Source organism: Achromobacter sp. DMS1, from assembly GCF_001270295.1.
On the sequence record NZ_LHSJ01000050.1, the window covers coordinates 1 to 18,613 of the forward strand.

The window sequence follows — 18,613 nt, forward strand, 5'->3', positions numbered from 1 at the left end:
CGATGCGGCCCAGCAGGTGCGCGGCCTGCAAGGCGGCCAGCCTGCCCCGGTGCTCGGCGGCCAGCGCACCCGCGATGCCCGCCGCCGTCGCCCGCCATGCCCACGCCCTGCACCGAGGTGCTGCCCCATTCGTCCACCGCGGGCTCCCAACAGTCCAGCGCCTCGTTCCAGCGGTGCTCCACGCCCACGGCGCGCGACAGGTTCACGTTCGGCACCACGCCCTGGTGCAGCATGAGCTGCTCGGCCTCGATGCTGCGCGTGTCGCCGCCCGCCGTATAGCGCACGCGCTCCAGCCGGCCTTCGCCCTGCGCTTCCAGCGCCGTGACGTTCTTCACGATGGGAATGGCGGCCCTGACCGCGCGCACGAGCTTCAGCCCCTTGGCCAGGTAGGGCGAGCGCAGAAAGCCCCATACCTTGGGCAGCGCCTCGGCCATGCGGCCCGCCGGCACGGTTTCCAGAATGGCGTCCACCTTCACGCCCGCATTCAGGTACTGCCAGGCCACCAGGTACAGCAGCGGCCCGCAGCCTGCCAGCACCGTGCGGTCCGAAGGCACCACGCCTGCCGACTTGAGCAGGATCTGGGCGGCGCCGGCGGTAATCACGCCCGGCAGCGTCCAGCCCGGAATCGGAAACGGCCGCTCCTGGGCGCCCGTGGCCAGCAGCAGGCGGCGCGCCTGCGCCATGCGCGCCTCGCCGTCCACCGAATAGGCCACCTCGAAACCCGCGGCCGCGTCGCCGGCCGTTTTCTCGGCCACGGCCCAGACGGTGGCGCCGGGCTGGTAGCGCGCGCCGGACTGCAGAAAGGGCGGCACCAGCGAGGCGCCGTGCCAGTAGTCTTCGCCGAGGATGCGGCGATCGGTGACGGGGGTGGTCGTGACGGCGCGGTAGATCTGGCCGCCCGGCGCGGGCTGCTCGTCGAGCAGCAGGTGGTATCCACGCCCAGCGCCGCCGCCGTCGCGGCAGCCGCCAGTCCCGCCGGGCCGGCGCCCACCACCAGCAAGTCGCAATGCGTTATTTCGTTCATGCCTGCACCTTGCGCGCGCCCGCCTGGCGCTCGATGTTCATGCCTTCCCGCACCAGCGTCATGCAACCCTGCTGATTGGCCTGGCCGTCGATCGTGACCAGGCAGTCGTAGCACACGCCCATCATGCAATAGGGCCCGCGCGGCACCTCGCGCACGGCCGTGTCGCGGCAGGCGGACACGCCCGCCGCGAACAGCGCGGCGGCTACGGTGTCGCCCTGGCGGCATTCCTGCGCCGCGCCGTTGATGATCACGCGCACGGGGGCGGCCTGCGCCTGGCGCCGCGCCTCCTCAAGCCTCTTGAACATGAAACCTCCGGGTCGAGAACGGCGCCATGTCGTCGGCCAGCCGGCCGGCGGCGATCATGGGCGCCAGATGGTGTGCATGCGCGGCCGCCAGCGTCACGCCGCTGTGACAGGTGGCGACGAAAGCGCCGGGGCATGCTTCGGATTGCTCATAGACGGGAAAGCCGTCCTGCGACATGACGCGCAACGCAGCCCAGCTGCGCACCACGCGCACCTCGCGCAGGGCCGGCAGGGTGCACACCGCGCGGTCGGCCAGCGCGCCCAGGATGGGCAGGCCGACCTGGTTGTCGGCGTAGCCGGCCTCTTCCTGCGAATCGCCGATGAGCCAGGTGCCCTCGTCCGTCTGGCGCAAGGTGGACATGGGCGTCTCCAGCAGGCGGCGCGTGCGCTCCAGCACCACGATCTGGCCGCGCTGGGGCCGCACCGGCACCGCCAGCCCCACTTGTTCGCCCAGCGCCTTGTTGCCCAGGCCGGACGCGAGCACCACCTTGTGCGCGCGCACCGCGCCCTGGCCGGTGCCGATCTCGAACACGCCGTCGCGGCGCCGGATCGTCTGCGCGGGACGGCGCGGCAGGTAATCCACACCCGTCTGTGCAAAAGTCATGTGCAGCGCGCGCAGCAGCTTGAGCGGATTGGCGATGCCGTCCACCGGCGTCCAGGTGGCGCCCACCACGTCCGGCCCGATGCCCGGCACCAGGCTGGCCAGCTCGGCGCGGTCCAGCAGCTTCCACTCGTAGCGGCTCATGCCGGGCTGGGCGAGCAGGCCGGTCATGAACTTGACGCGCGCCTCGCGCTCTTCTTCGCTCAACAGCACGTGCAGGCCGCCGCGCTGCTCCAGGTGCACGTCCACGCCGGTGCGTTCCAGCAGCTCGGCCGCCAACTGCGGCCAGGCGCGGGCCGAGGCCATGGTCCACACGCCATAGCGCGGCAGGCCCATGCCCTTGCTCTGCACCCACACCAGCCCGAAATTTCCGCGCGAGGCGCGGTACGCCACATCGCCCTCGTCCAGCACGGCCACGCGCTCCAGCTCGCGCAGCAGCCCATAGGCGATGGCCGAGCCCACCAGGCCGCCGCCGATCACCGCGACATCGTAGATGCCGCGCTGCGACGGCGCGCGCGGCGCCAGTTTCTCTTCGTCCGTCATTGGGTTCCTTTTCCGACAAACAGCTTTTCCAGGCCCACCAGGCGGTCCAGGATGAATATGGCGATGATGGTCACGTAGATGAGTACGGCGGAAACCGCGGTGACCAGGGGATCGATCGTGTCCTCGATGTGCAGGAAGATGCGCACCGGCAGCGTGGTGGTGGACGGCGAGGCGATGAAAATCGACATCGTCAGCTCGTCGAAACTGGTAATGAAGGCAATGACCCAGCCGCTCACCACCCCGGGCAGCAGCAGCGGCAGCACCACGCGCCGGAAGGCCGTCCAGTTGGAGGCGCCCAGCGATTGCGCCGCGCGCTCCAGCGAAGGGTCGATGCCGGTGGCCGAGGCCAGCACCAGCCTCAGGGCGTACGGCATGATGAGGATCACGTGCGCGATGACCAGGCCCACGTACGTGCCCGCCAGGTCCACGGTGGTGAAGAACTTCAGGAAGGCCAGGCCCAGCACCACGTGCGGAATCATCAGCGGCGACAGGAAGAACGCCACCAGCGCCTCGCGGCCGCGAAAACGGTTGCGCGCGATGGCCAGCGCGCCCGGCACGGCCAGTACGATCGCCAGCGAGGCCGACAGCGCGCCCAGCCCCAGGCTGAACCAGAACGCGTCGATGAAGCGCGGGTTGTCGAGTATGGCGCGGAACCAGCGCAGCGACAGCCCGCCGCTGGGCAGCGAAATAAAGCCTTCCGAGGTGAACGCCACCGCGCACACCATCACGATGGGCGCCAGGATGAACAGAATGAAAAGGGTGTGGAACAGCAGCCCGAGGGGACCATTGCGAAAGCTCATGCCCGCGCTCCTAGTTGCCCGCGTTGAACACCGCGCCGTAGCGGCGCTCGATGAGCCGGTTGGCCGACAGCAGCACGATTACCGTGGCCAGCAGCAGCACCACCGCCAGCGCGGCGCCCAGCGGCCAGTTCAGGGTGTTGAGGAACTCGTCGTAGGCGGCCGTGGCCACGTTCTTGAGGCGGCGCCCGCCGATGATGGCCGGTGTGGCGAAGGCGCTGGCGGCCAGCGCGAACACCATGATGGAGCCCGACAATATGCCCGGCATGACCTGGGGCACGATCACCCGCCGGATCACGGTGAACTGGCTTGCGCCCAGCGAAAGCGCCGCCGCCTCGGTCGAGGGATTGATCCGCTGCAGCGAAGCCCACACCGCGATCACCATGAAGGGCACCAGCACGTGCGTAAGCGCGATGCCCACGCCCAGGTTGCTGTACATGAGGTCCACCGGCGTATCGGTCAGCCCCAGCGCCATCAGCGCCTTGCTGATGAGGCCCGTGGAGCCGAAGAGCAGCGCCCAGCCCAGCGTGCGCACGACCACCGAAATCAGCAGCGGCCCCAGCACCACCATCAGGAACAGCCCCTTCCAGGGATTGGCCATGCGCGACAGCACATAGGCCTCCGCCGTTCCCAGCACCAGGCAGGCCAGCGTTACCGCCGCCGCAACGCCGAAGGTGCGCGCGTAGATTTCGTAGTAATAACCGTCGCTGAAGATATCCACATAGTTCTTCAGCGTGAAAGTGGCCTGCACGCCCCCGTAGAACTGGAAATCGAAGAAGCTGATGAGAAACACCAGCACCATGGGCACCACGAGAAAGGTGGCGTAGAGCGCCAGCGCGGGCGCGCTGAGCACCCAGGGATTGGCGCGCGCGCTCATGGCCGGACCTGCCCCGCGCCCACCGGGCACATATCCTCCGCGCGCCAGCGCAGGTGCACCGGCTGCCCTTCCTGCGGCACGGTGGCGCCGTCGTTCTGGCGTATGACCAGCACCTCGCCCACCGATGTCTCCACCTGGCACAGCCAGTGGTTGCCCTGGAACACGCGGGCCTTCATGCGGCCCGGCAACGCACAGGCGGCGGGTTCGGAGAACAGCACTTTCTCCGGCCGCACGATCACCGTGCCGGTGGGCACGGGACGGCCGCCCATGGGGATGTGCGCCTCGCCGACGCGCGCGCGCATCTCGCCCTCGTAGGATTCCGCGGTGGGCGTGAAAAGGTTGGCCTTGCCCAGGAATCCGCCAACGAACTGGCTGGCCGGGTCTTCGTAGGCCTGGAAGGGCTCGGCCACCTGCTCCACCCGCCCCTGGTTCATGACCACGATGCGGTCCGACAGCGCCAGCGCCTCGGACTGGTCATGGGTGACCAGGATGGTCGTGGTGCCAACGGTGCGCTGGATGCTGCGCAATTCGAGCTGCATTTCCTCGCGCAGCTTGGCGTCGAGATTGGACAGAGGCTCGTCCAGCAGCAGGACGCTGGGACGGATGACCAGCGCCCGCGCCAGCGCCACGCGCTGCTGCTGGCCGCCCGACATGCGCGCCGGATGGCGGTCGGCCAGGTGCGACAGGCCCACCAGCTTGAGCGCCTCGGCTACGCGCTGCTGGCGCTCGGCCTTGCCCACGCGCTGCATCTCCAGCCCGAACGCCACGTTCTCGGCGGCGGTCATGTGCGGAAACAGCGCATAGTTCTGGAACACCATGCCCAGCCCCCGCTTGTTGGCAGGCACCTTGCTGACGTCCTTGCCGTCGAGCACGATGCTGCCGCCGCTGGGCTCGATGAACCCCGCGATCATCTGCAGCGTGGTGGTCTTGCCGCAGCCGGACGGCCCGAGCAGCGATATGAATTCGCCCCGCTCCACCGACAGGCTGAGATCCTGCACGGCGGTCAGGTCGCCATAGCGCTTGCTCAGGCGGTTCAACACTAGATAGCTCATGAAGGCTCCTGGTGGCGGCGCGCGCGCCGCCCTGTGCTCAGCGCTCGATTTCCCGCGTCCAGCGCCGGTTCCAGTCATCGCGGTTCTGGTTCACCGTGTCCCAGTCGATCACGATGAGATCCGACGCCCGCTGGCCGATGGGCAGCGGCACGCGCTCGTCGTCCTTGACGTTGGCCTTCTTGTTGACCGGGCCGTAGCCATAGGCCGTGGCCAGCTTTTCCTGGACCTCGGGCGTGACCAGATAATTCACGAAGGCCTGCGCCAGCGGATTGGTCTTCTGCTTGGCGACAGGGCATACCGACGAAAGCAGCGCATAGGCGCCTTCCTTCGGATACACGAAGCCCACGGGAAAGCCCGTATCGGCAAACGCCTTGGCGCGGCCGCTGCCCCAGACGGAAACGACGGCCTGCCCGCTGGAAAAGAGTTCGGTCATCTTGCCGGGCGAGGGCTCGTACACCAGCACGTTGGGGCCCACTTCGTCCTTGAAGGTCTTGAAGCCGGGATCGATGTTCTTCTCGCCGCCGCCGCCTTCGCGCGCGTATTCCACCAGCGCGTGCAGGCCATAGGTATTGTTCAGCGGCGGAATCACCAGGAGCTTCTTGTACTTGGGGTCTTTCAGGTCTTTCCAGGACGTGGGCGGCGCCCATTTCTTTTCGTCGAAGACCTTTTTGTTGTACATGATGCCGGTCGCCACCAGGCCGATGGCCACGGCCTTGTCGGCCTTGTAGCGCGCGGTGGGATAGATGTCGTCGGCCGGCAGGCCCTTGATGGGCTCGCAGAATCCCAGGGCGATGGCCTGGTACATGGGGCCGTCGTCGATGATGGCGACGTCGATCTGCTGATTGCTCTTCTGCGCCTGCAGGCGCGCCACGGTGTTGGTGGAATTGCCCGCCACGTAGTCCAGCTCGACTCCATGCTGCTTGCCGAAGGGCGGGAAGATGTCCTTGCGCATGATGTCTTCGAAAGAGCCGCCGTAGCCTGCGACCACCAGTTTCTGCTGCGCCTGCGCGCCGCCGCCGAATCCGGCGGCCAGCGCGGCGGCCGCGAGCACTGCGAGTACCTTGCCCATGAAAACCCCCATTTATTTCAGGAAGAGAACTGCAAGAACTGCCCGTTGCTGCGTGGGTCGGGTAGCGCGGCCGGGCGTGGGTGAAAAAAACGCCGGATCCGCATCCCCCGCAACCTCATGTCGGTCGTACAATTGTCCGTACATGAATGTCCGTACAAATGATGATCGCGGGGAGACGGCCTTGTCAATCGGTTAAGGTCCGTACAAACCCCAAGATTCCCATAAAGGAGCCACCCATGACCCGGACTTTCGAACGGGCCGACCCCCAGGCCGGCGCGCGGGAGGCGCGCGGCGCGGCGCGCTCGCACGGCGCGGACGCCGCCGGTCCGCGCTACAAGAGCATCTACCAGGCGCTCGCCCGCGACATCGGCTCGGGCCGCTACCCGGTGATGACGCTGCTGCCCACCGAGCACGAGCTCTGCGAGCAGTTCGACGCCAGCCGCCACACCATCCGCGAGGCCATCCGCATGCTGACCGTGGCCGGCATGGTTTCGCGCCGCCCGGGCGTGGGCACGCGCGTCGAGACCGCCAAGGCCAGCACCCGGTTCACGCAGCGCATCTCGCAGTTTCCCGACCTGCTGCAATACGCGCGCAACGCGGCGCTGCTGGTGCGCGAAGTGCGCAACATCAAGCTGTCGCGCCGCCTGGCCGAGACGCTGGGCGGCGAGCCCGGCCAGACCTGGCTGCACATCAACTCCATCAAGACGCTGGACGACCGCGACACCCCGGTGGCCTGCACCCTGATCTACGCCGACCCCGCGCATTCCGACTTGCGCGCCCACATCCAGCCCCGGCTGTCGCTGCTGCGGCTCATCGAGGAAAACTTCGGCGACCGCATCAGCGAGGTCAACCAGGAGTTCTCCGCCACGCCCATCGCCGCGCCGCTGGCGCGGCAACTGCACGTGCGCCCAGGACGCCCGGTTTCGTCATCACGCGCCGCTACTACGGCGCGGCGGCGTGCTGCTGCTGGCCACCATCACCACGTTTCCTCATGACAAGATGAAGTACTCCATGTCGCTCAACGTGAGCTGAACGCTCAGGCTCCGTAGCCATACAGCTCCCGCGCGGCGGCGGCGCTGATCTTGCCGTCGGCCAGATCCCGCTCCACCAGGGCGCGGGGCCGCTCCGGGGCCGGGCCGTAGCCGCCTCCGCCGGGCGTCTCGATGCGCACGCTCTCGCCGGGCGGCAGCGCGATGTTCGCTGTCTTGGAAAACAGCACCTCCTCTTGCGGACCCCCATGGTTGCGGATCAGCCGCGCCCGCCGGCCGTCGCCGCCGCCGGCCACGCCGGAGGCCACGCCCACGGTGTGGCTGTCGGAACGGGCCGAGAACACGATGCCGGGGCCGGCCGCCCGGATCTGCTTGGCGATGGCGAGGCCGCCCCGCGTGCGCCCGGCGCCGCCCGAATCGGGAATCAGCGCATACTCGTCCATGATGAGCGGATACTCGTTTTCCAGCGCCTCCACCGGCAGGTTGGACGTGTTGGTCATGTGCACGTGCACCGCGTCCATGCCATCGGCGTCGTGGCGCGCGCCCGCCCCGCCGCCCAGCGTCTCCAGGTAGACGAACTGCCCCGGCCGCTCGCGCCAGCGGCCCGAGAACACGATGGCCGGGCAGCAGTCGTTGCTGGACGCCATGATCTTCTCCGGCGGCAGCAGGCCGCGGAACGCGCCGAAGATCGCGCCCGCCACCTTCTGCGCCGTGATCGAGCGCGCGCCCACCGCCGCGGGATGCTCGGGGTTGGTAATGGTGCCCACCGGCGCCGAAATGCGGATGGGGTCGAACAGGCCGGCATTGGGCGCCAGATCGGGGTCCAGCAGCGCCTTCACGGCGTAATACACACTGGCGCGCAGCGCGTTGTAGGGCAGGTTCATGGCGCCGCGCGCCTGCCTGCCCGACCCCTCGAAATCGAAATGCAGCCCGTCGCCGGAAACGGTGAGCGTTACCTGGATCGGCACCGGGTCCCCGCCCATGCCATCGTCGTCCAGGTCGCTGCGGAAGGTGTAGCGGCCCTGTTTCAGCTCGCCGATGCGGTTGAGCAGGCGGCGCCGCGTGTACGCGATCACATCCTCCACCGAGCGCAGCACCGCCTCCAGGCCCATCTGGCGGATCAGGCCCTGCACCGCGGCCGCGCCGCGCCGGTTGGTGGCCATCTGCACGCGCAGATCCAGGATGCGCTCCTCGGGATCGCGCGTGTTGGCGCAGATCAGGCGCAGCATGTCTTCGTCCACTTCGCCCGCGCGCGCGATGCGGCACGCCGGAATGCGGATGCCTTCCTCGAAAATGGACTTCAGGCCGCCGGCGATGGAGCCCGGCACCGCGCCTCCCACGTCGGAGTGGTGAGCGATGTTCGCCGCGAAAAAACGCAGCCCGCCTTCCCAGAACACCGGCGTGACGATGTTGATGTCGGGCAGGTGGCTGCCGTCGGCCAGATAGGGATCGTTGCAGATGAAAACGTCCCCGTCGCGGATTTCGGCGGCCGGAAAGGCGCGCAGAATGGCGCCCATGGCGCCGTCCAGCGACCCCAGGTGCAGCGGGATCTGCGTACCTTGCGCCACCAGGCGACCCGCCGCGTCGAACAGCGCCACCGAGCAGTCCTTGCGCTCCTTGATGTTGGTGGAAAACGATGCGCGCACCAGCGTGTTGTTCATGTCCTCGGTAATGGACAGCAGGCGGTTGCAGAACACTTCCATGCCGATCGGGTCGGCCAGCGCCGCGCCGGCGGCGGGTTTGGACTCACGCATCGGAGCCTCCTTGCAATTCGATGATCAGGTTGCCGTAGTCGTCCACGGACGCGGCGTGGCCCGCGCCCACCACGGTGGTGGAGCTCATTTCTTCCAGCAGCGCCGGCCCGGCCAGCCGCGCGCCCGTGGGCAGGCGGTCGCGGTCGTAGACGGGCGTGTCCAGCCAGCCGTGGGCGGCGCCGAAATAGACGCGCCGTTCGCCGATGCGCGCCGCTTCCAGCGTGCCGCCGATGCGGCGCGGCGCCAGCGGCGCCTTCACCACCTGGCCCACCGCCTGCATGCGGCAATTGATGATCTGCACCTTGCGGTCGTCCACCACATAGCCGTACTCGCGTTCGTGCGCCTCGGCGAAGCGGCGCGCGAACTCGGCCCAGCCGCCCGGCCCGGTGTCGTCCAGCGCGACCTGCACTTCGAAGTTCTGCCCCTCGTAGCGCGCGTCCACGGCGCTGTGGCATTCCCGCAGCGCCGGATCGACCCGCTCGTCCTCCAGCCACTGCTGCGCCTGCGCGCGCAACGCCTCGAAAATGGCCGACACCGCCGGCCAGGTCTGGGCGCTGGCCAGCGAGATCTCGCTGCGCACGAAATCGAACGAGATGTCGGACAGCAGAATGCCGCGGGCGCACATCGTGCCCGGCTCCTGCGGCACGATCACGGTGGGAATGCCGCATTCCTCGGCGACCTCCACCGCGTGCAGCGGCCCGGCGCCGCCGTAGGCGTACAGCGCGAACTGCGACAGGTCGTAGCCGCGCTCGGTGGACACCGCGCGTATCGCCCGGCTCATGTTGGCCGCGGCGATGCGCAGAATGCCTTCGGCCGCCGACTCCAGGTCCAGCCCCAGCGGCCGGGCCACGAGCTCCTCGATGACGCGCCGCGCGGCATCGGCGTGCACCGGCATGCGGCCCTTGAGCAGCGCCACCGGATTGAGCCGCTGCAAAGCGATCTCGGCATCGGTGATGGTGGGTTCTTCCCCTCCCCGCCCGTAGCCCACCGGCCCGGGCACCGCGCCCGCGCTGTGCGGCCCCACCTTCAGCGCGCCCGCGTCGTCGCGCCAGGGCGATGCTGCCGCCGCCCGCGCCGATCACGTGGATGTCCACCATGGGCGTCTTCACCGGATAACCCGCTACCTGGCGGTGCGAGGTGAAAGCGGGCGCCCTCGCACACCAGCGAAACGTCGGTGCTGGTGCCGCCCACGTCGAAGGTCACGAGGTTGGGACGGCCGATGGCGCGGCCCACCGCCGCCGCCCCCACCACGCCGGCGGCCGGCCCGGACAGGCACGTGCGCACCGGGTACTGGCGCACCGTGGCAATGGACATCAGCCCGCCGTTGGAATGGATGGTGTGCGGTTCGTGCGCGATGTCCAGTTCGCGCACGCGCTGCAAAAAGCGTTCCAGATAGCGCGCCATCTTCGGCCCCACGGCGGCATTGAGCACCGTGGTGGACAGGCGCTCGTACTCGCGGAATTCGGGCAGCACGTCCGAGGAAAGGCTGATGTAGGCGTCCGGCATTTCCTCGGCCACGATGCGGGCGGCGCGGCGTTCGTGCTCCGGGTTGCGGTAGGCATGTAGAAAGCAGATGGTCACCGCCTCGATGCCGGCGGCCGCGAAACGGCGCGCCGCCTCGCGCACCTGCGCCTCGTCCAACGCGGTCTGCACCTCGCCCTGGGCATCGACGCGCTCGTCCACCTCCAGGCGGAACTCGCGCGGCACCGCCACCGGCGGCTTGCCGACGCTGTAGTCGTACAGGTGCGGCCGGGTCTGGCGGCCGATCTCCAGCACATCGCGAAAGCCCCGCGTGGTAATGAGGCCGACGCGCGCGCCCTTGCGCTCGATGATGAGATTGGTGGCTACCGTAGTGCCGTGGCCCACGTGCGACACGGCCGACGGCGGCACGCCGTGCTCGGCCAACATCTGGCCGATGCCCGCGGCGATGGCCTCCGAAGGGTCGTGCGGGGTGGACGGCACTTTGTGAAAGCGCACCGCGCCGGCCTCCTCGTCGATCATCGTGAAGTCGGTAAACGTGCCTCCGACGTCTATCCCTATGCGATACATGTGCTGTTTCCTCAGGAAAAGTGCCCCCGTCCCGCCGCGCGAGGCGGGTCTGCGCCCTGGGCCGGCGCGCGCGGGCGGGAGTTCAGTCCAGGTGGATGTTGGCTTTCTTGGCCACCTGGCACCATTTGGCGATTTCGTCCTTGACCATGGCCGAGAACGCCGGCCCCGCCACGTCGGACACCTGCGCCCCCTGCTGCTCCAGGTAAGTCTTCATGGGCGCGGCGTGCAGGGTCTGGACCAGGCCCTCGGTGAGCCTGGCGCGCAGCGCTTCGGGCATGTTGGCCGGCGCGAACATGCCGAACCACACCATGGCCTCGTAGCCCGGATAACCGGATTCGGCCACGGTGGGCACGTCGGGCAGCATGGGAGAACGCTGCGGCGAGGTGACGGCCAGCGCCCGGATCTTGCCGTCCTTGATGTAGGGGTACGAGGTCATCACCACGTCCATCATCATGTTGACCTGCCCGCCCACCAGGTCGATGAGCGCCGGGCCCGAGCCGCGGTACGGCACGTGCACCATGGACACGCCCGCCGTGCTCTTGAACAGCTCCGCGGCCAGGTGGTTGGACGTGCCCTGCCCGTTGGACGCGAACGAGTACTTCTCCGGCTCTTTCTTCAGCAGCGCCACGAATTCCTTCAGGTTCGCCGCCGGCACCGACCGGTTCACCGACATCACGTTGGGAATGGTGGCGATGACGGTCAGCGGGGTGAAGTCCTTCACCGGGTCGTAGGGCAGCCTGGAATAGATGCACGGCGCGCTGCCGTGGGTGCTGACCGACCCCATCAGCATGGTGTAGCCGTCGGCGGGCTGGCGCGCCACGTACTCGGTGCCCACGGTGCCGCCGGCGCCGGGCCGGTTTTCCACGATGACGTTGGCATGCAGGCGTTCGCCCAGCCCCTCGGCGAGCTTGCGCGCGACCAGGTCGGTGGAGCCGCCCGCCGCGAACGGCACGACGATGCGGATTACCTTGTCCGGCCACTCGGCATGGGCCAGCGGCGCGACCGCCAGCAGGACGGCGCACGACAATGCGCCACAGGTCTTGCGTATCACAGCTTTCATGGCTGCTTTTCCCCTTGTTGATAGAACTTCGTCATGGCGGGCCCTCGGGGGCGTCCCGGTTCACTGCAACAACGGGGTCATGCTAGGGCGGCGGATGCGCCGCCAGCAGTCCTGCTCGTTTATAGTGGTATAGACGTCATTTATGGATGCCGGCCGTGAAGAACCCGGACCTGAACCTGCTGCAGCACTTCGACGCCCTGATGACATGCCGCAACGTCTCGCGCGCGGCCGAGCACCTGGGCATTACGCAGCCCGCCATGAGCGCGGCCATGCATCGCCTGCGCCAACTGTTCGGCGACCCGCTGCTGGTGCGCGAGGGCGGCGCCTGGCAGCCCACGCCGCGCGCGCACGAGCTGCAGCCAGCACTTCCGGCCGCTGCTCGAGGGCTGGCGCCGCGCCACGCGCGCCCGCGACGCCTTCGACCCGGCCCACTCGGCGCACACGCTTTCGCTGTACGCCACCGACTACGTGCAATACACGCTGCTGCCGCGCCTCATCCCCCGGCTGGCGGTCGACGCGCCGCACTTCCAGCTGCGCATCGTGCCGGCGCGGCCCCAGCACGGCCTGAGCATGCTGGACACCAACCACGTGGACCTCATCGCGGGGTACTTTCCCGACCCCACGCCCGATTTGCGCACCCGGTTCCTGTACCAGGAGCCGGCCGTGTGCATCGTGCGCGAAGGACACCCCTGCCTGCGCAAGCGCTGGGACCTGGACGCCTACCTGCGTTACGGCCACCTGGACCTGGCCGCCCACACGCGGTACTTCAGCACCGCCATCGACCGCATTCTCATGGGGCAGAACCGCAGCCGCAGGATCGCGGCCACGCTGTCGAGCTACCTGGTCTGCCCTTTCATCGTGCAGGATTCGGACCTCATCGCCACCATGCCCGAAAGCATCGCCCGCGCCATGAAGGGCAGCGCGCGCATCGTGTCGCTCAAGGTGCCGATGACCCTGCCGCCCATCGCCGTCTCGCTGTACTGGCACGAACGCTACCAGGACGACCCGGCGCACGCCTGGCTGCGGCAGTATCTGGCAAGCGTGATCGGATAACGCCGCGCTCAGTAGCCGCGGGCCGGGTCGTAGACGTTCGGCAGCGGCTCGCCGCGCGCCTGCGCGGCGATGAGCCAGGCCGTATGGCGCGCCGCGCTCGCGGCTGGTCGGGAATGGCCGCGCAGTGCGGCGTCACGATGACGCCCGGATGCGACCATAGCGGCGAGTCCGGCGGCAGGGGCTCGGGCTCGAACACGTCCAGCACGGCCTGGCTCAGCCGGCCGCTGTCCAGCGCGCGCAGCAGGTCCTGCGGCACCAGGTGCGAGCCGCGTCCGGCATTGACGAGCATGGCGCCGCGCGCAGCCGGTCGAAGACGGAAGCGCCCAGGATGCCGCGCGTGGCCTCGGTGGCCGGCAGCAGGCAGACCAGCAGGTCGGTACGCGCCAGGAACGCGTCCAGCCCTTGCGGACCGGCATAGCTCTGCATGCCGGGCAGCGGCTCGCCCCGCGCGACCACCCATGAACCGGAAACCCCACGCGCGCCAGCAGTTGCGCACATGCCGCGCCCAGGTGCCCCAGGCCCATGACGCCGACGCGCACGTCGGCCGCCACGCGCATTGTGTCCACCGTTTCCCAATGGCGCCGGGCCTGGGCATCGATGGCGCGCTTCATGTCGCGCGTCAGCATGAGCGCCGCCATGAGCACGTATTCCGCCATCTCGGTGCGCGTGCGGTCGGTGACCATGCGCGCGATGGGGACGTGGCGCGGCCGCCGCGGATCGGCCAGGATGTGGTCCACTCCCGCGCCCGCGCTGATGATGAGCTTCAGGTTCGGAAACCGCGCCAGCGCGCCCGGCTCCGGCTCCCAGACCAGCGCGTAGTCGATGCCCGCCGGATCGTGGGGTTCGTGCCAGCCCACCACTTCCAGCTCCGGCGCCAGCGCGCGGAAATGCCGGCGCCAGTCCTCGATTGCGCCGCGCCGCCGGACTTGATGATGAGCCGCATGTCTGTGCTTCCTGTCGACCGACCCGCCACATGCCCTCAGCGCGCCACGGTGCTGTTCCAGCGCGCGTTGAAGGCCGGCCGGTTGGCGTTTATCTGGTCCCAGTCCAGAATTTTGGCATTGGACATATAGCCCCGGAACCGCTTGAGCATGTCTTCGCTGCCGGCCGGCGCCCGCACGTTCTTGTTGGAGGGATAGTGCCCGCCCATTTCCAGCGCCCTGGCCTGCGCGGACGCCGAAAGCAGGTACAGCGCCAGCTTCTGCGACAGCTCGGGCTCGGTGTTGCCCGCCACCACGCATTCGCCCACCATGAGAATCGCCGAACCCTCCCTGGGCTGCGCGTACTCCACCGGCATGCCGCGCCTTTTCAGCCGCGCGATGGCCGTGGGCGAGAGCGGGAAAATCGCCGCCTCGCCCGAAAGAATCATGTCAGCCAGCCCGGCCGAATCGGGAATATACTCGCGCACGTTCGGGCCGACGGTGGACTGCCATTTGCGCAAGCCGGACTCGACGTTCGCCTCGTCGCCGCCCTGGATGCGGTTGAACATCAGGAAGGCATGCAGCCCGAATGTGCTGCCCGAGGCCGACTGGAACACCACCTTGCCCTTGTACCGGGGATCGGCCAGGTCCATCCAGGACGAAGGCGGTGCCCAGCCGTTTTCCGCGAACAGGCGGGTGTTGTAGCCCAGACCCGTCATCCCGACGTCGATGCCGGCCGCCATGCGGTCTTTCATGACCGCCGTGGGGTACAGCTCCCTGAGCACGGGGTCGTCGTCCAGCGGCTGGCACAGCCCCATGGAAATGGCGCGCGCCATGATGCCGTCGTCCAGGAACATCACGTGCATCTTCGGCGCGTCGCGGCTGGCCTGGGCCCGGGCCAGCACCTCGATGGACGTGCCCGGCACCACCACGATCCTCACGCCGTGGGTCCGCTCGAAAGGCGGAAACACATACTGGGTGAAGGCGCGGGCCATTTCGCCGCCGTTCATGCCGACGTAGAGCGTTTTATGCTGCGCCAAGACCGCAGCCGGCAGCGCCAGCAGCGCTGCCGCGACCAGCCACTTCCGCCTGCCGCGGCCCTTGGCGCCGCGCTCGCCTGTGTTGCGTCATGGAGACTCCCGCGTCTGCTCACGGAACTGCCCGGGAACCGGGCCGGCGGCCGCCCGGCCTATTCGGGATAGGTGCCGGGCAGCAGGATGCTGCGGTCGCCGGGCAGGATGCTGCGGCGGCCGCACAGCGCCATGGTCACGTCCATTTCCTTGTAAAGGATCTCCAGCACGCGGGTGACGCCGGCCTGCCCGTAGGCGCCCAGGCCGTACAGGAAAGCGCGGCCGATCATCACGCCGCGCGCCGCCAGCGCCACGGCCTTGAGCACGTCCTGCCCCGAGCGCACGCCGCCGTCCATCAGGACCTCGATCTTCGAGCCCACCGCGTCCGCAATGGCCGGCAGGGCCGCAATCGAGGACATCGCGCCGTCGAGCTGGCGGCCGCCGTGGTTGCTCACGATGAGCGCGTCGGCCCCGCTGTTGGCGGCGAGCTGCGCGTCTTCCACGTCGAGGATGCCCTTGAGAATGAGCTTGCCGCCCCAGCGCTGCTTGATCCAGGCCACGTCGTCCCAGCTCAGGCGCGGGTCGAACTGCTCCGCCGTCCAGGACGACAGCGAGGACAGGTCGCTCACGCCCTTGGCGTGCCCCACGATGTTGCCGAAGGTGCGGCGCTTGGTGCCCAGCATGCCCAGGCACCAGCGTGGCTTGGTGGCCAGGTTGATGAGGTTGCGCAGCGTGGGCTTGGGCGGGGTCGACAGGCCGTTCTTGATGTCCTTGTGCCGCTGGCCCAGGATCTGCAGGTCCAGCGTCAGCACCAGCGCCGAGCAGCCCGCCGCCTTGGCGCGGTCGATGAGGTCGCCGCAGAACTCGCGGTCGCGCATCACGTAGAGCTGGAACCAGAACGGCTTGCGGGTGGCCGCCGCCACGTCTTCCAGCGAGCAGATGCTCATCGTGGACAAGGTGAACGGCACGCCGAAATCAGCGGCCGCGCGCGCCGCCAGGATCTCGCCGTCCGCGTGCTGCATGCCGGTCAGCCCGGTGGGGGCCAGGGCCACGGGCATGACCACGTCCTCGCCCACCAGGGTGGTGGCGAGCGACCGGCCCTCCATGTTGACCGCCACGCGCTGGCGCAGCTTGATCTTCTGGAAATCGCTCTCGTTGGCGCGGTAGGTGCCCTCGGTCCAGGCGCCGGAGTCCGCATAGTCGTAGAACATGCGCGGCACGCGCTTGCGCGCGATGGCGCGCAGGTCTTCGATGCAGGTGATCGTGGAGAGATTAGCGGTCATGGGAGTGGTCTGTCTATTCTCGACGGCGCGCGCGTCCTTTCTTGGGTTTGCCGCCGCCGCCATGCGGAAGCGCGCCGCGGACCCCAGGATCCCGCGGCGCCGCCCAGTATACGCGCCGCCGGCAAGCGTCGCCTGCCGGCCCCGTTCGCTCCCCCGAAGAGCCGGGCTCTATGGCCCCTTTCCGGTCGGCCTCATTTGGGCCAGACCTTGCTCACCGCCCGTATCGTTGCCCATGCCACCCAGCGGGGGCTGGTCAGGCGCGCGCGCGGCAACCGCCGCATCACCTCCACCGCCAGCCCGCCGCGCCGGTGCCATTCCTTCTTGCGGGTCTGGCTGTCGGTCCAGCGGCCTTCCAGCCACGGGAACTCGCGCCGGCCCGGCTTGTACACCGGCGGGGTGTTGTAGATGAGGATGTACGCCAGCCGCGGAGTCGGCGAGGTGTTGGCGCCCGTGAAGTGCAGCGTGCGGGCGTCGTGCACCGTGCAGCCGCCCGGGTCCAGCGCTCGGCCGCGGCCTGCTCGCGCGGGAAGTCGGCCACGCACTCCAGCGGGTGCAGCGACTTGTCGCCGCCGGGCGAATCGTGGCGGAGCACTTCCCAGCGGTGCGAGCCCGGGATGAACTGCATGCACCCGTTTTCCTTGGTGGCCGGCTGCAGCGCCAGCCAGATGCTCAGCTCGTTGTAGACGAAGTCCGGCGAACGGAACGCCTCGTCCTGGTGCCAGGGAGTCTCCGGGCCGGTGAGCGCGGGCTTGAGCAGGGCGTGCTCGCCGTACAGCGCCGCGTCCTCGCCCAGGAGCTGCTTGGCGAGCTCCAGCGTGCGGGCGTGGTATTCGGTCTTGAGCAGACCCGGTGCATAATGGCGCGGATCATGCAGGCTCGGAAACTTGGCCGGCTTGGAAGGATCGTCGCGGCTGATGAAATCGTATTGCGCGCCTTCGTTGTAGCCCGTCTTGTTGGCGAACAGTTCGAGCAGCGTGCGGCGGATATACCCCACCTCGTCCTCGGGGCAAAGGTTCTTCAGCGCGAGGTATCCCTGCTCCCGGTAAAGGGCTGTCTCTTCTTCCGACAACACAGTGGTCTCTTCCATAATGGCCTCTCCAAGCTTTTGATGGCGGGTCGCTGTTGACATGTTCTGGCATGGACCGCACGGTTTTCGACATGGACCTAAACGTATCGCCTTGAAACCTCCCGGCCCATACAGCATCCGCCGTAGGCGAGACTGCCTAGCGCCCGGGCGCTAAGACCCCGCCTCATCCATAGGACACGCAACATGCAGGACCCGCACAACCCCGCTCATCTCGAAACCATCCACGCCACCATCAGCGGCGTCGTCCAGGGCGTAGGCTACCGGCACGCCACGGTGCGGCGCGCCCACATGCTGGGCGTGCGCGGATGGGTGCAGAACATGGAAGACGGCACCGTCGAGGCGCTGGTGCAGGGCACGCCCGACCAGGTCGACCACATGCTCGAATGGCTGCGCCGCGGCCCGCCGGGCGCCGTCGTGACCGAGGTCGTCACGCGCCGCGAGTACACGGACAAGCGCTACAAGCGCTTCGAACAGCTCTGAAGACGCGCCTCGGCCGATTGTCCTAGGGCGTATGGCCGAGGCTCAGGCGTTGCGGAACCACCGCCCGCCGATCTGGTTCACCACCAGCCCGCAGAGCACCAGGGCCCCGCCCAGCCACTGCAGCGGCTCCAGGCGCTCGCCGAAGGCCATCCACGCGGCCCACAGGCCCACCACCGGCACCAGCAGCGAGAACGGCGCGATCTTCGCCGCCGGATGGCGCGTCAGCAAGCGCGTCCAGAGCGTATAGGCCAGCAGCGTCGCCAGCACCGCGAGGTACAGCACCGCCAGCGCTTCGCGCCAGCCGAAACCCAGCACCATGCCGGCCACGGGCCCCGGCCCGTCGAGCGCCAGGGCCAGCCCCAGGAAAGGCAGCACGGGCGCCAGGCTGCTCCAGGCGATGAAGGCGAAGGGATCATAGCCGGGCGCCTTGCGGCTGGCGTGGCGCACCACCAGGTTCGACAACGCCCACATGAACGCCGCGCCCAGCGTCAGCAGGAAGCCGGGATAATCGACCGGCTTGCCCGGGAAATTCCGCTCAAAATCTGGGCGCCGCCACGCAAGCAAGGCGGCACAAGGGCTGCGCGCATTCAGGAATGCGCAAGC

The 18,613-nt window shown here is 68.7% G+C and carries 15 protein-coding genes and 4 pseudogenes; 4 read left to right on the forward strand and 15 right to left on the reverse strand.

Annotated elements, in window-relative coordinates:
* From AD428_RS08060 to AD428_RS08090, 7 genes and pseudogenes are all read right to left on the reverse strand, one after another.
* A pseudogene (locus AD428_RS08060) lies at positions 1 to 1,024 on the reverse strand (NAD(P)/FAD-dependent oxidoreductase); the annotation flags it as partial.
* A complete protein-coding gene (locus AD428_RS08065) occupies positions 1,021 to 1,329 on the reverse strand; it encodes a (2Fe-2S)-binding protein (RefSeq protein ID WP_053244797.1) in 309 nt (102 codons plus the stop codon). The pseudogene AD428_RS08060 and the gene AD428_RS08065, both read right to left, overlap by 4 nt.
* Entirely contained in the window at positions 1,313 to 2,470 is a 1,158-nt protein-coding gene (locus tag AD428_RS08070) for an NAD(P)/FAD-dependent oxidoreductase (protein WP_053244798.1), read from the reverse strand. Before AD428_RS08070 ends, AD428_RS08065 begins: the two co-directional genes overlap by 17 nt.
* On the reverse strand, positions 2,467 to 3,270 hold the full coding sequence (locus AD428_RS08075; RefSeq protein WP_053244799.1) for an ABC transporter permease: 804 nt from the start codon (positions 3,268 to 3,270) through the stop codon (positions 2,467 to 2,469). The genes AD428_RS08070 and AD428_RS08075 overlap by 4 nt, the downstream gene beginning before the upstream one ends.
* A 10-nt stretch (positions 3,271 to 3,280) precedes the next feature.
* Positions 3,281 to 4,144: an ABC transporter permease gene (locus AD428_RS08080; RefSeq protein ID WP_053244800.1), complete on the reverse strand. Its 864-nt coding sequence runs from the start codon at positions 4,142 to 4,144 to the stop codon at positions 3,281 to 3,283.
* Positions 4,141 to 5,196, reverse strand: a complete 1,056-nt coding sequence (locus tag AD428_RS08085; protein ID WP_053244801.1) for an ABC transporter ATP-binding protein — start codon at positions 5,194 to 5,196, stop codon at positions 4,141 to 4,143. The genes AD428_RS08080 and AD428_RS08085 overlap by 4 nt, the downstream gene beginning before the upstream one ends.
* A gap of 37 nt (positions 5,197 to 5,233) precedes the next feature.
* On the reverse strand, positions 5,234 to 6,265 hold the full coding sequence (locus tag AD428_RS08090; RefSeq protein ID WP_082308319.1) for an ABC transporter substrate-binding protein: 1,032 nt from the start codon (positions 6,263 to 6,265) through the stop codon (positions 5,234 to 5,236).
* A 236-nt stretch (positions 6,266 to 6,501) separates the two neighbouring features.
* Between AD428_RS08090 and AD428_RS08095 the strand changes: the two genes are divergently transcribed.
* The gene (locus AD428_RS08095; RefSeq protein WP_235489457.1) at positions 6,502 to 7,260 is read left to right on the forward strand and encodes a GntR family transcriptional regulator; all 759 of its coding nucleotides are present in this window, start codon (positions 6,502 to 6,504) and stop codon (positions 7,258 to 7,260) included.
* 41 nt (positions 7,261 to 7,301) lie between these two features.
* Here AD428_RS08095 and AD428_RS08100 read toward each other — a convergent pair whose 3' ends face one another.
* The 3 genes and pseudogenes from AD428_RS08100 to AD428_RS08110 form a co-directional block, all read right to left on the reverse strand.
* Positions 7,302 to 9,008, reverse strand: coding sequence for a hydantoinase B/oxoprolinase family protein (locus AD428_RS08100; RefSeq protein WP_053244803.1), 1,707 nt, complete (start codon positions 9,006 to 9,008; stop codon positions 7,302 to 7,304).
* Positions 9,001 to 11,057 (reverse strand): annotated as a pseudogene (locus tag AD428_RS08105) (hydantoinase/oxoprolinase family protein). The gene AD428_RS08100 and the pseudogene AD428_RS08105 overlap by 8 nt, the downstream one beginning before the upstream one ends.
* Positions 11,058 to 11,139: 82 nt before the next feature.
* Entirely contained in the window at positions 11,140 to 12,117 is a 978-nt protein-coding gene (locus tag AD428_RS08110; RefSeq protein WP_053244804.1) for a Bug family tripartite tricarboxylate transporter substrate binding protein, read from the reverse strand.
* 200 nt (positions 12,118 to 12,317) lie between these two features.
* On the opposite strand from AD428_RS08110, the pseudogene AD428_RS29095 reads away from it, so the two are divergent.
* Positions 12,318 to 12,404, forward strand: a pseudogene (locus AD428_RS29095) (helix-turn-helix domain-containing protein); the annotation flags it as partial.
* A gap of 181 nt (positions 12,405 to 12,585) precedes the next feature.
* A complete protein-coding gene (locus AD428_RS29100) occupies positions 12,586 to 13,170 on the forward strand; it encodes a LysR substrate-binding domain-containing protein (protein ID WP_304438937.1) in 585 nt (194 codons plus the stop codon).
* Positions 13,171 to 13,178: 8 nt separating this feature from the next.
* Here the strand turns inward: AD428_RS29100 and AD428_RS24605 are convergent.
* From AD428_RS24605 to AD428_RS08140, 4 genes and pseudogenes are all read right to left on the reverse strand, one after another.
* Positions 13,179 to 14,113: pseudogene (locus AD428_RS24605) on the reverse strand (2-hydroxyacid dehydrogenase).
* A gap of 36 nt (positions 14,114 to 14,149) precedes the next feature.
* Complete coding sequence (locus tag AD428_RS08130; protein ID WP_235489460.1) at positions 14,150 to 15,130, reverse strand: ABC transporter substrate-binding protein; 981 nt, start codon at positions 15,128 to 15,130, stop codon at positions 14,150 to 14,152.
* A gap of 149 nt (positions 15,131 to 15,279) precedes the next feature.
* On the reverse strand, positions 15,280 to 16,443 hold the full coding sequence (locus AD428_RS08135; protein WP_053244808.1) for an alpha-hydroxy acid oxidase: 1,164 nt from the start codon (positions 16,441 to 16,443) through the stop codon (positions 15,280 to 15,282).
* Positions 16,444 to 16,723: 280 nt separating this feature from the next.
* Positions 16,724 to 17,530, reverse strand: a complete 807-nt coding sequence (locus tag AD428_RS08140; protein ID WP_235489463.1) for a phytanoyl-CoA dioxygenase family protein — start codon at positions 17,528 to 17,530, stop codon at positions 16,724 to 16,726.
* A gap of 183 nt (positions 17,531 to 17,713) precedes the next feature.
* Between AD428_RS08140 and AD428_RS08145 the strand changes: the two genes are divergently transcribed.
* Positions 17,714 to 18,010: an acylphosphatase gene (locus tag AD428_RS08145; protein WP_053244809.1), complete on the forward strand. Its 297-nt coding sequence runs from the start codon at positions 17,714 to 17,716 to the stop codon at positions 18,008 to 18,010.
* Between the two features lie 42 nt (positions 18,011 to 18,052).
* Here AD428_RS08145 and AD428_RS08150 read toward each other — a convergent pair.
* Positions 18,053 to 18,613: EamA family transporter (locus tag AD428_RS08150; protein WP_152968022.1), on the reverse strand; the 561-nt coding region annotated here is incomplete at its 5' end.

Bases quoted from the DNA above. Each gene is read 5' to 3' on its own strand.
- AD428_RS08090 (WP_082308319.1), bottom strand. From the start codon at position 6,265: ATGGGCAAGGTACTCGCAGTGCTCGCGGCCGCCGCGCTGGCCGCCGGA.
- AD428_RS08085 (WP_053244801.1), bottom strand. From the start codon at position 5,196: ATGAGCTATCTAGTGTTGAACCGCCTGAGCAAGCGCTATGGCGACCTG.
- AD428_RS08095 (WP_235489457.1), top strand. From the start codon at position 6,502: ATGACCCGGACTTTCGAACGGGCCGACCCCCAGGCCGGCGCGCGGGAG.
- AD428_RS08110 (WP_053244804.1), bottom strand. From the start codon at position 12,117: ATGAAAGCTGTGATACGCAAGACCTGTGGCGCATTGTCGTGCGCCGTC.
- AD428_RS08070 (WP_053244798.1), bottom strand. From the start codon at position 2,470: ATGACGGACGAAGAGAAACTGGCGCCGCGCGCGCCGTCGCAGCGCGGC.
- AD428_RS08135 (WP_053244808.1), bottom strand. From the start codon at position 16,443: ATGACCGCTAATCTCTCCACGATCACCTGCATCGAAGACCTGCGCGCC.
- AD428_RS08140 (WP_235489463.1), bottom strand. From the start codon at position 17,530: ATGGAAGAGACCACTGTGTTGTCGGAAGAAGAGACAGCCCTTTACCGG.
- AD428_RS08100 (WP_053244803.1), bottom strand. From the start codon at position 9,008: ATGCGTGAGTCCAAACCCGCCGCCGGCGCGGCGCTGGCCGACCCGATC.
- AD428_RS08065 (WP_053244797.1), bottom strand. From the start codon at position 1,329: ATGTTCAAGAGGCTTGAGGAGGCGCGGCGCCAGGCGCAGGCCGCCCCC.
- AD428_RS08145 (WP_053244809.1), top strand. From the start codon at position 17,714: ATGCAGGACCCGCACAACCCCGCTCATCTCGAAACCATCCACGCCACC.
- AD428_RS08080 (WP_053244800.1), bottom strand. From the start codon at position 4,144: ATGAGCGCGCGCGCCAATCCCTGGGTGCTCAGCGCGCCCGCGCTGGCG.
- AD428_RS08075 (WP_053244799.1), bottom strand. From the start codon at position 3,270: ATGAGCTTTCGCAATGGTCCCCTCGGGCTGCTGTTCCACACCCTTTTC.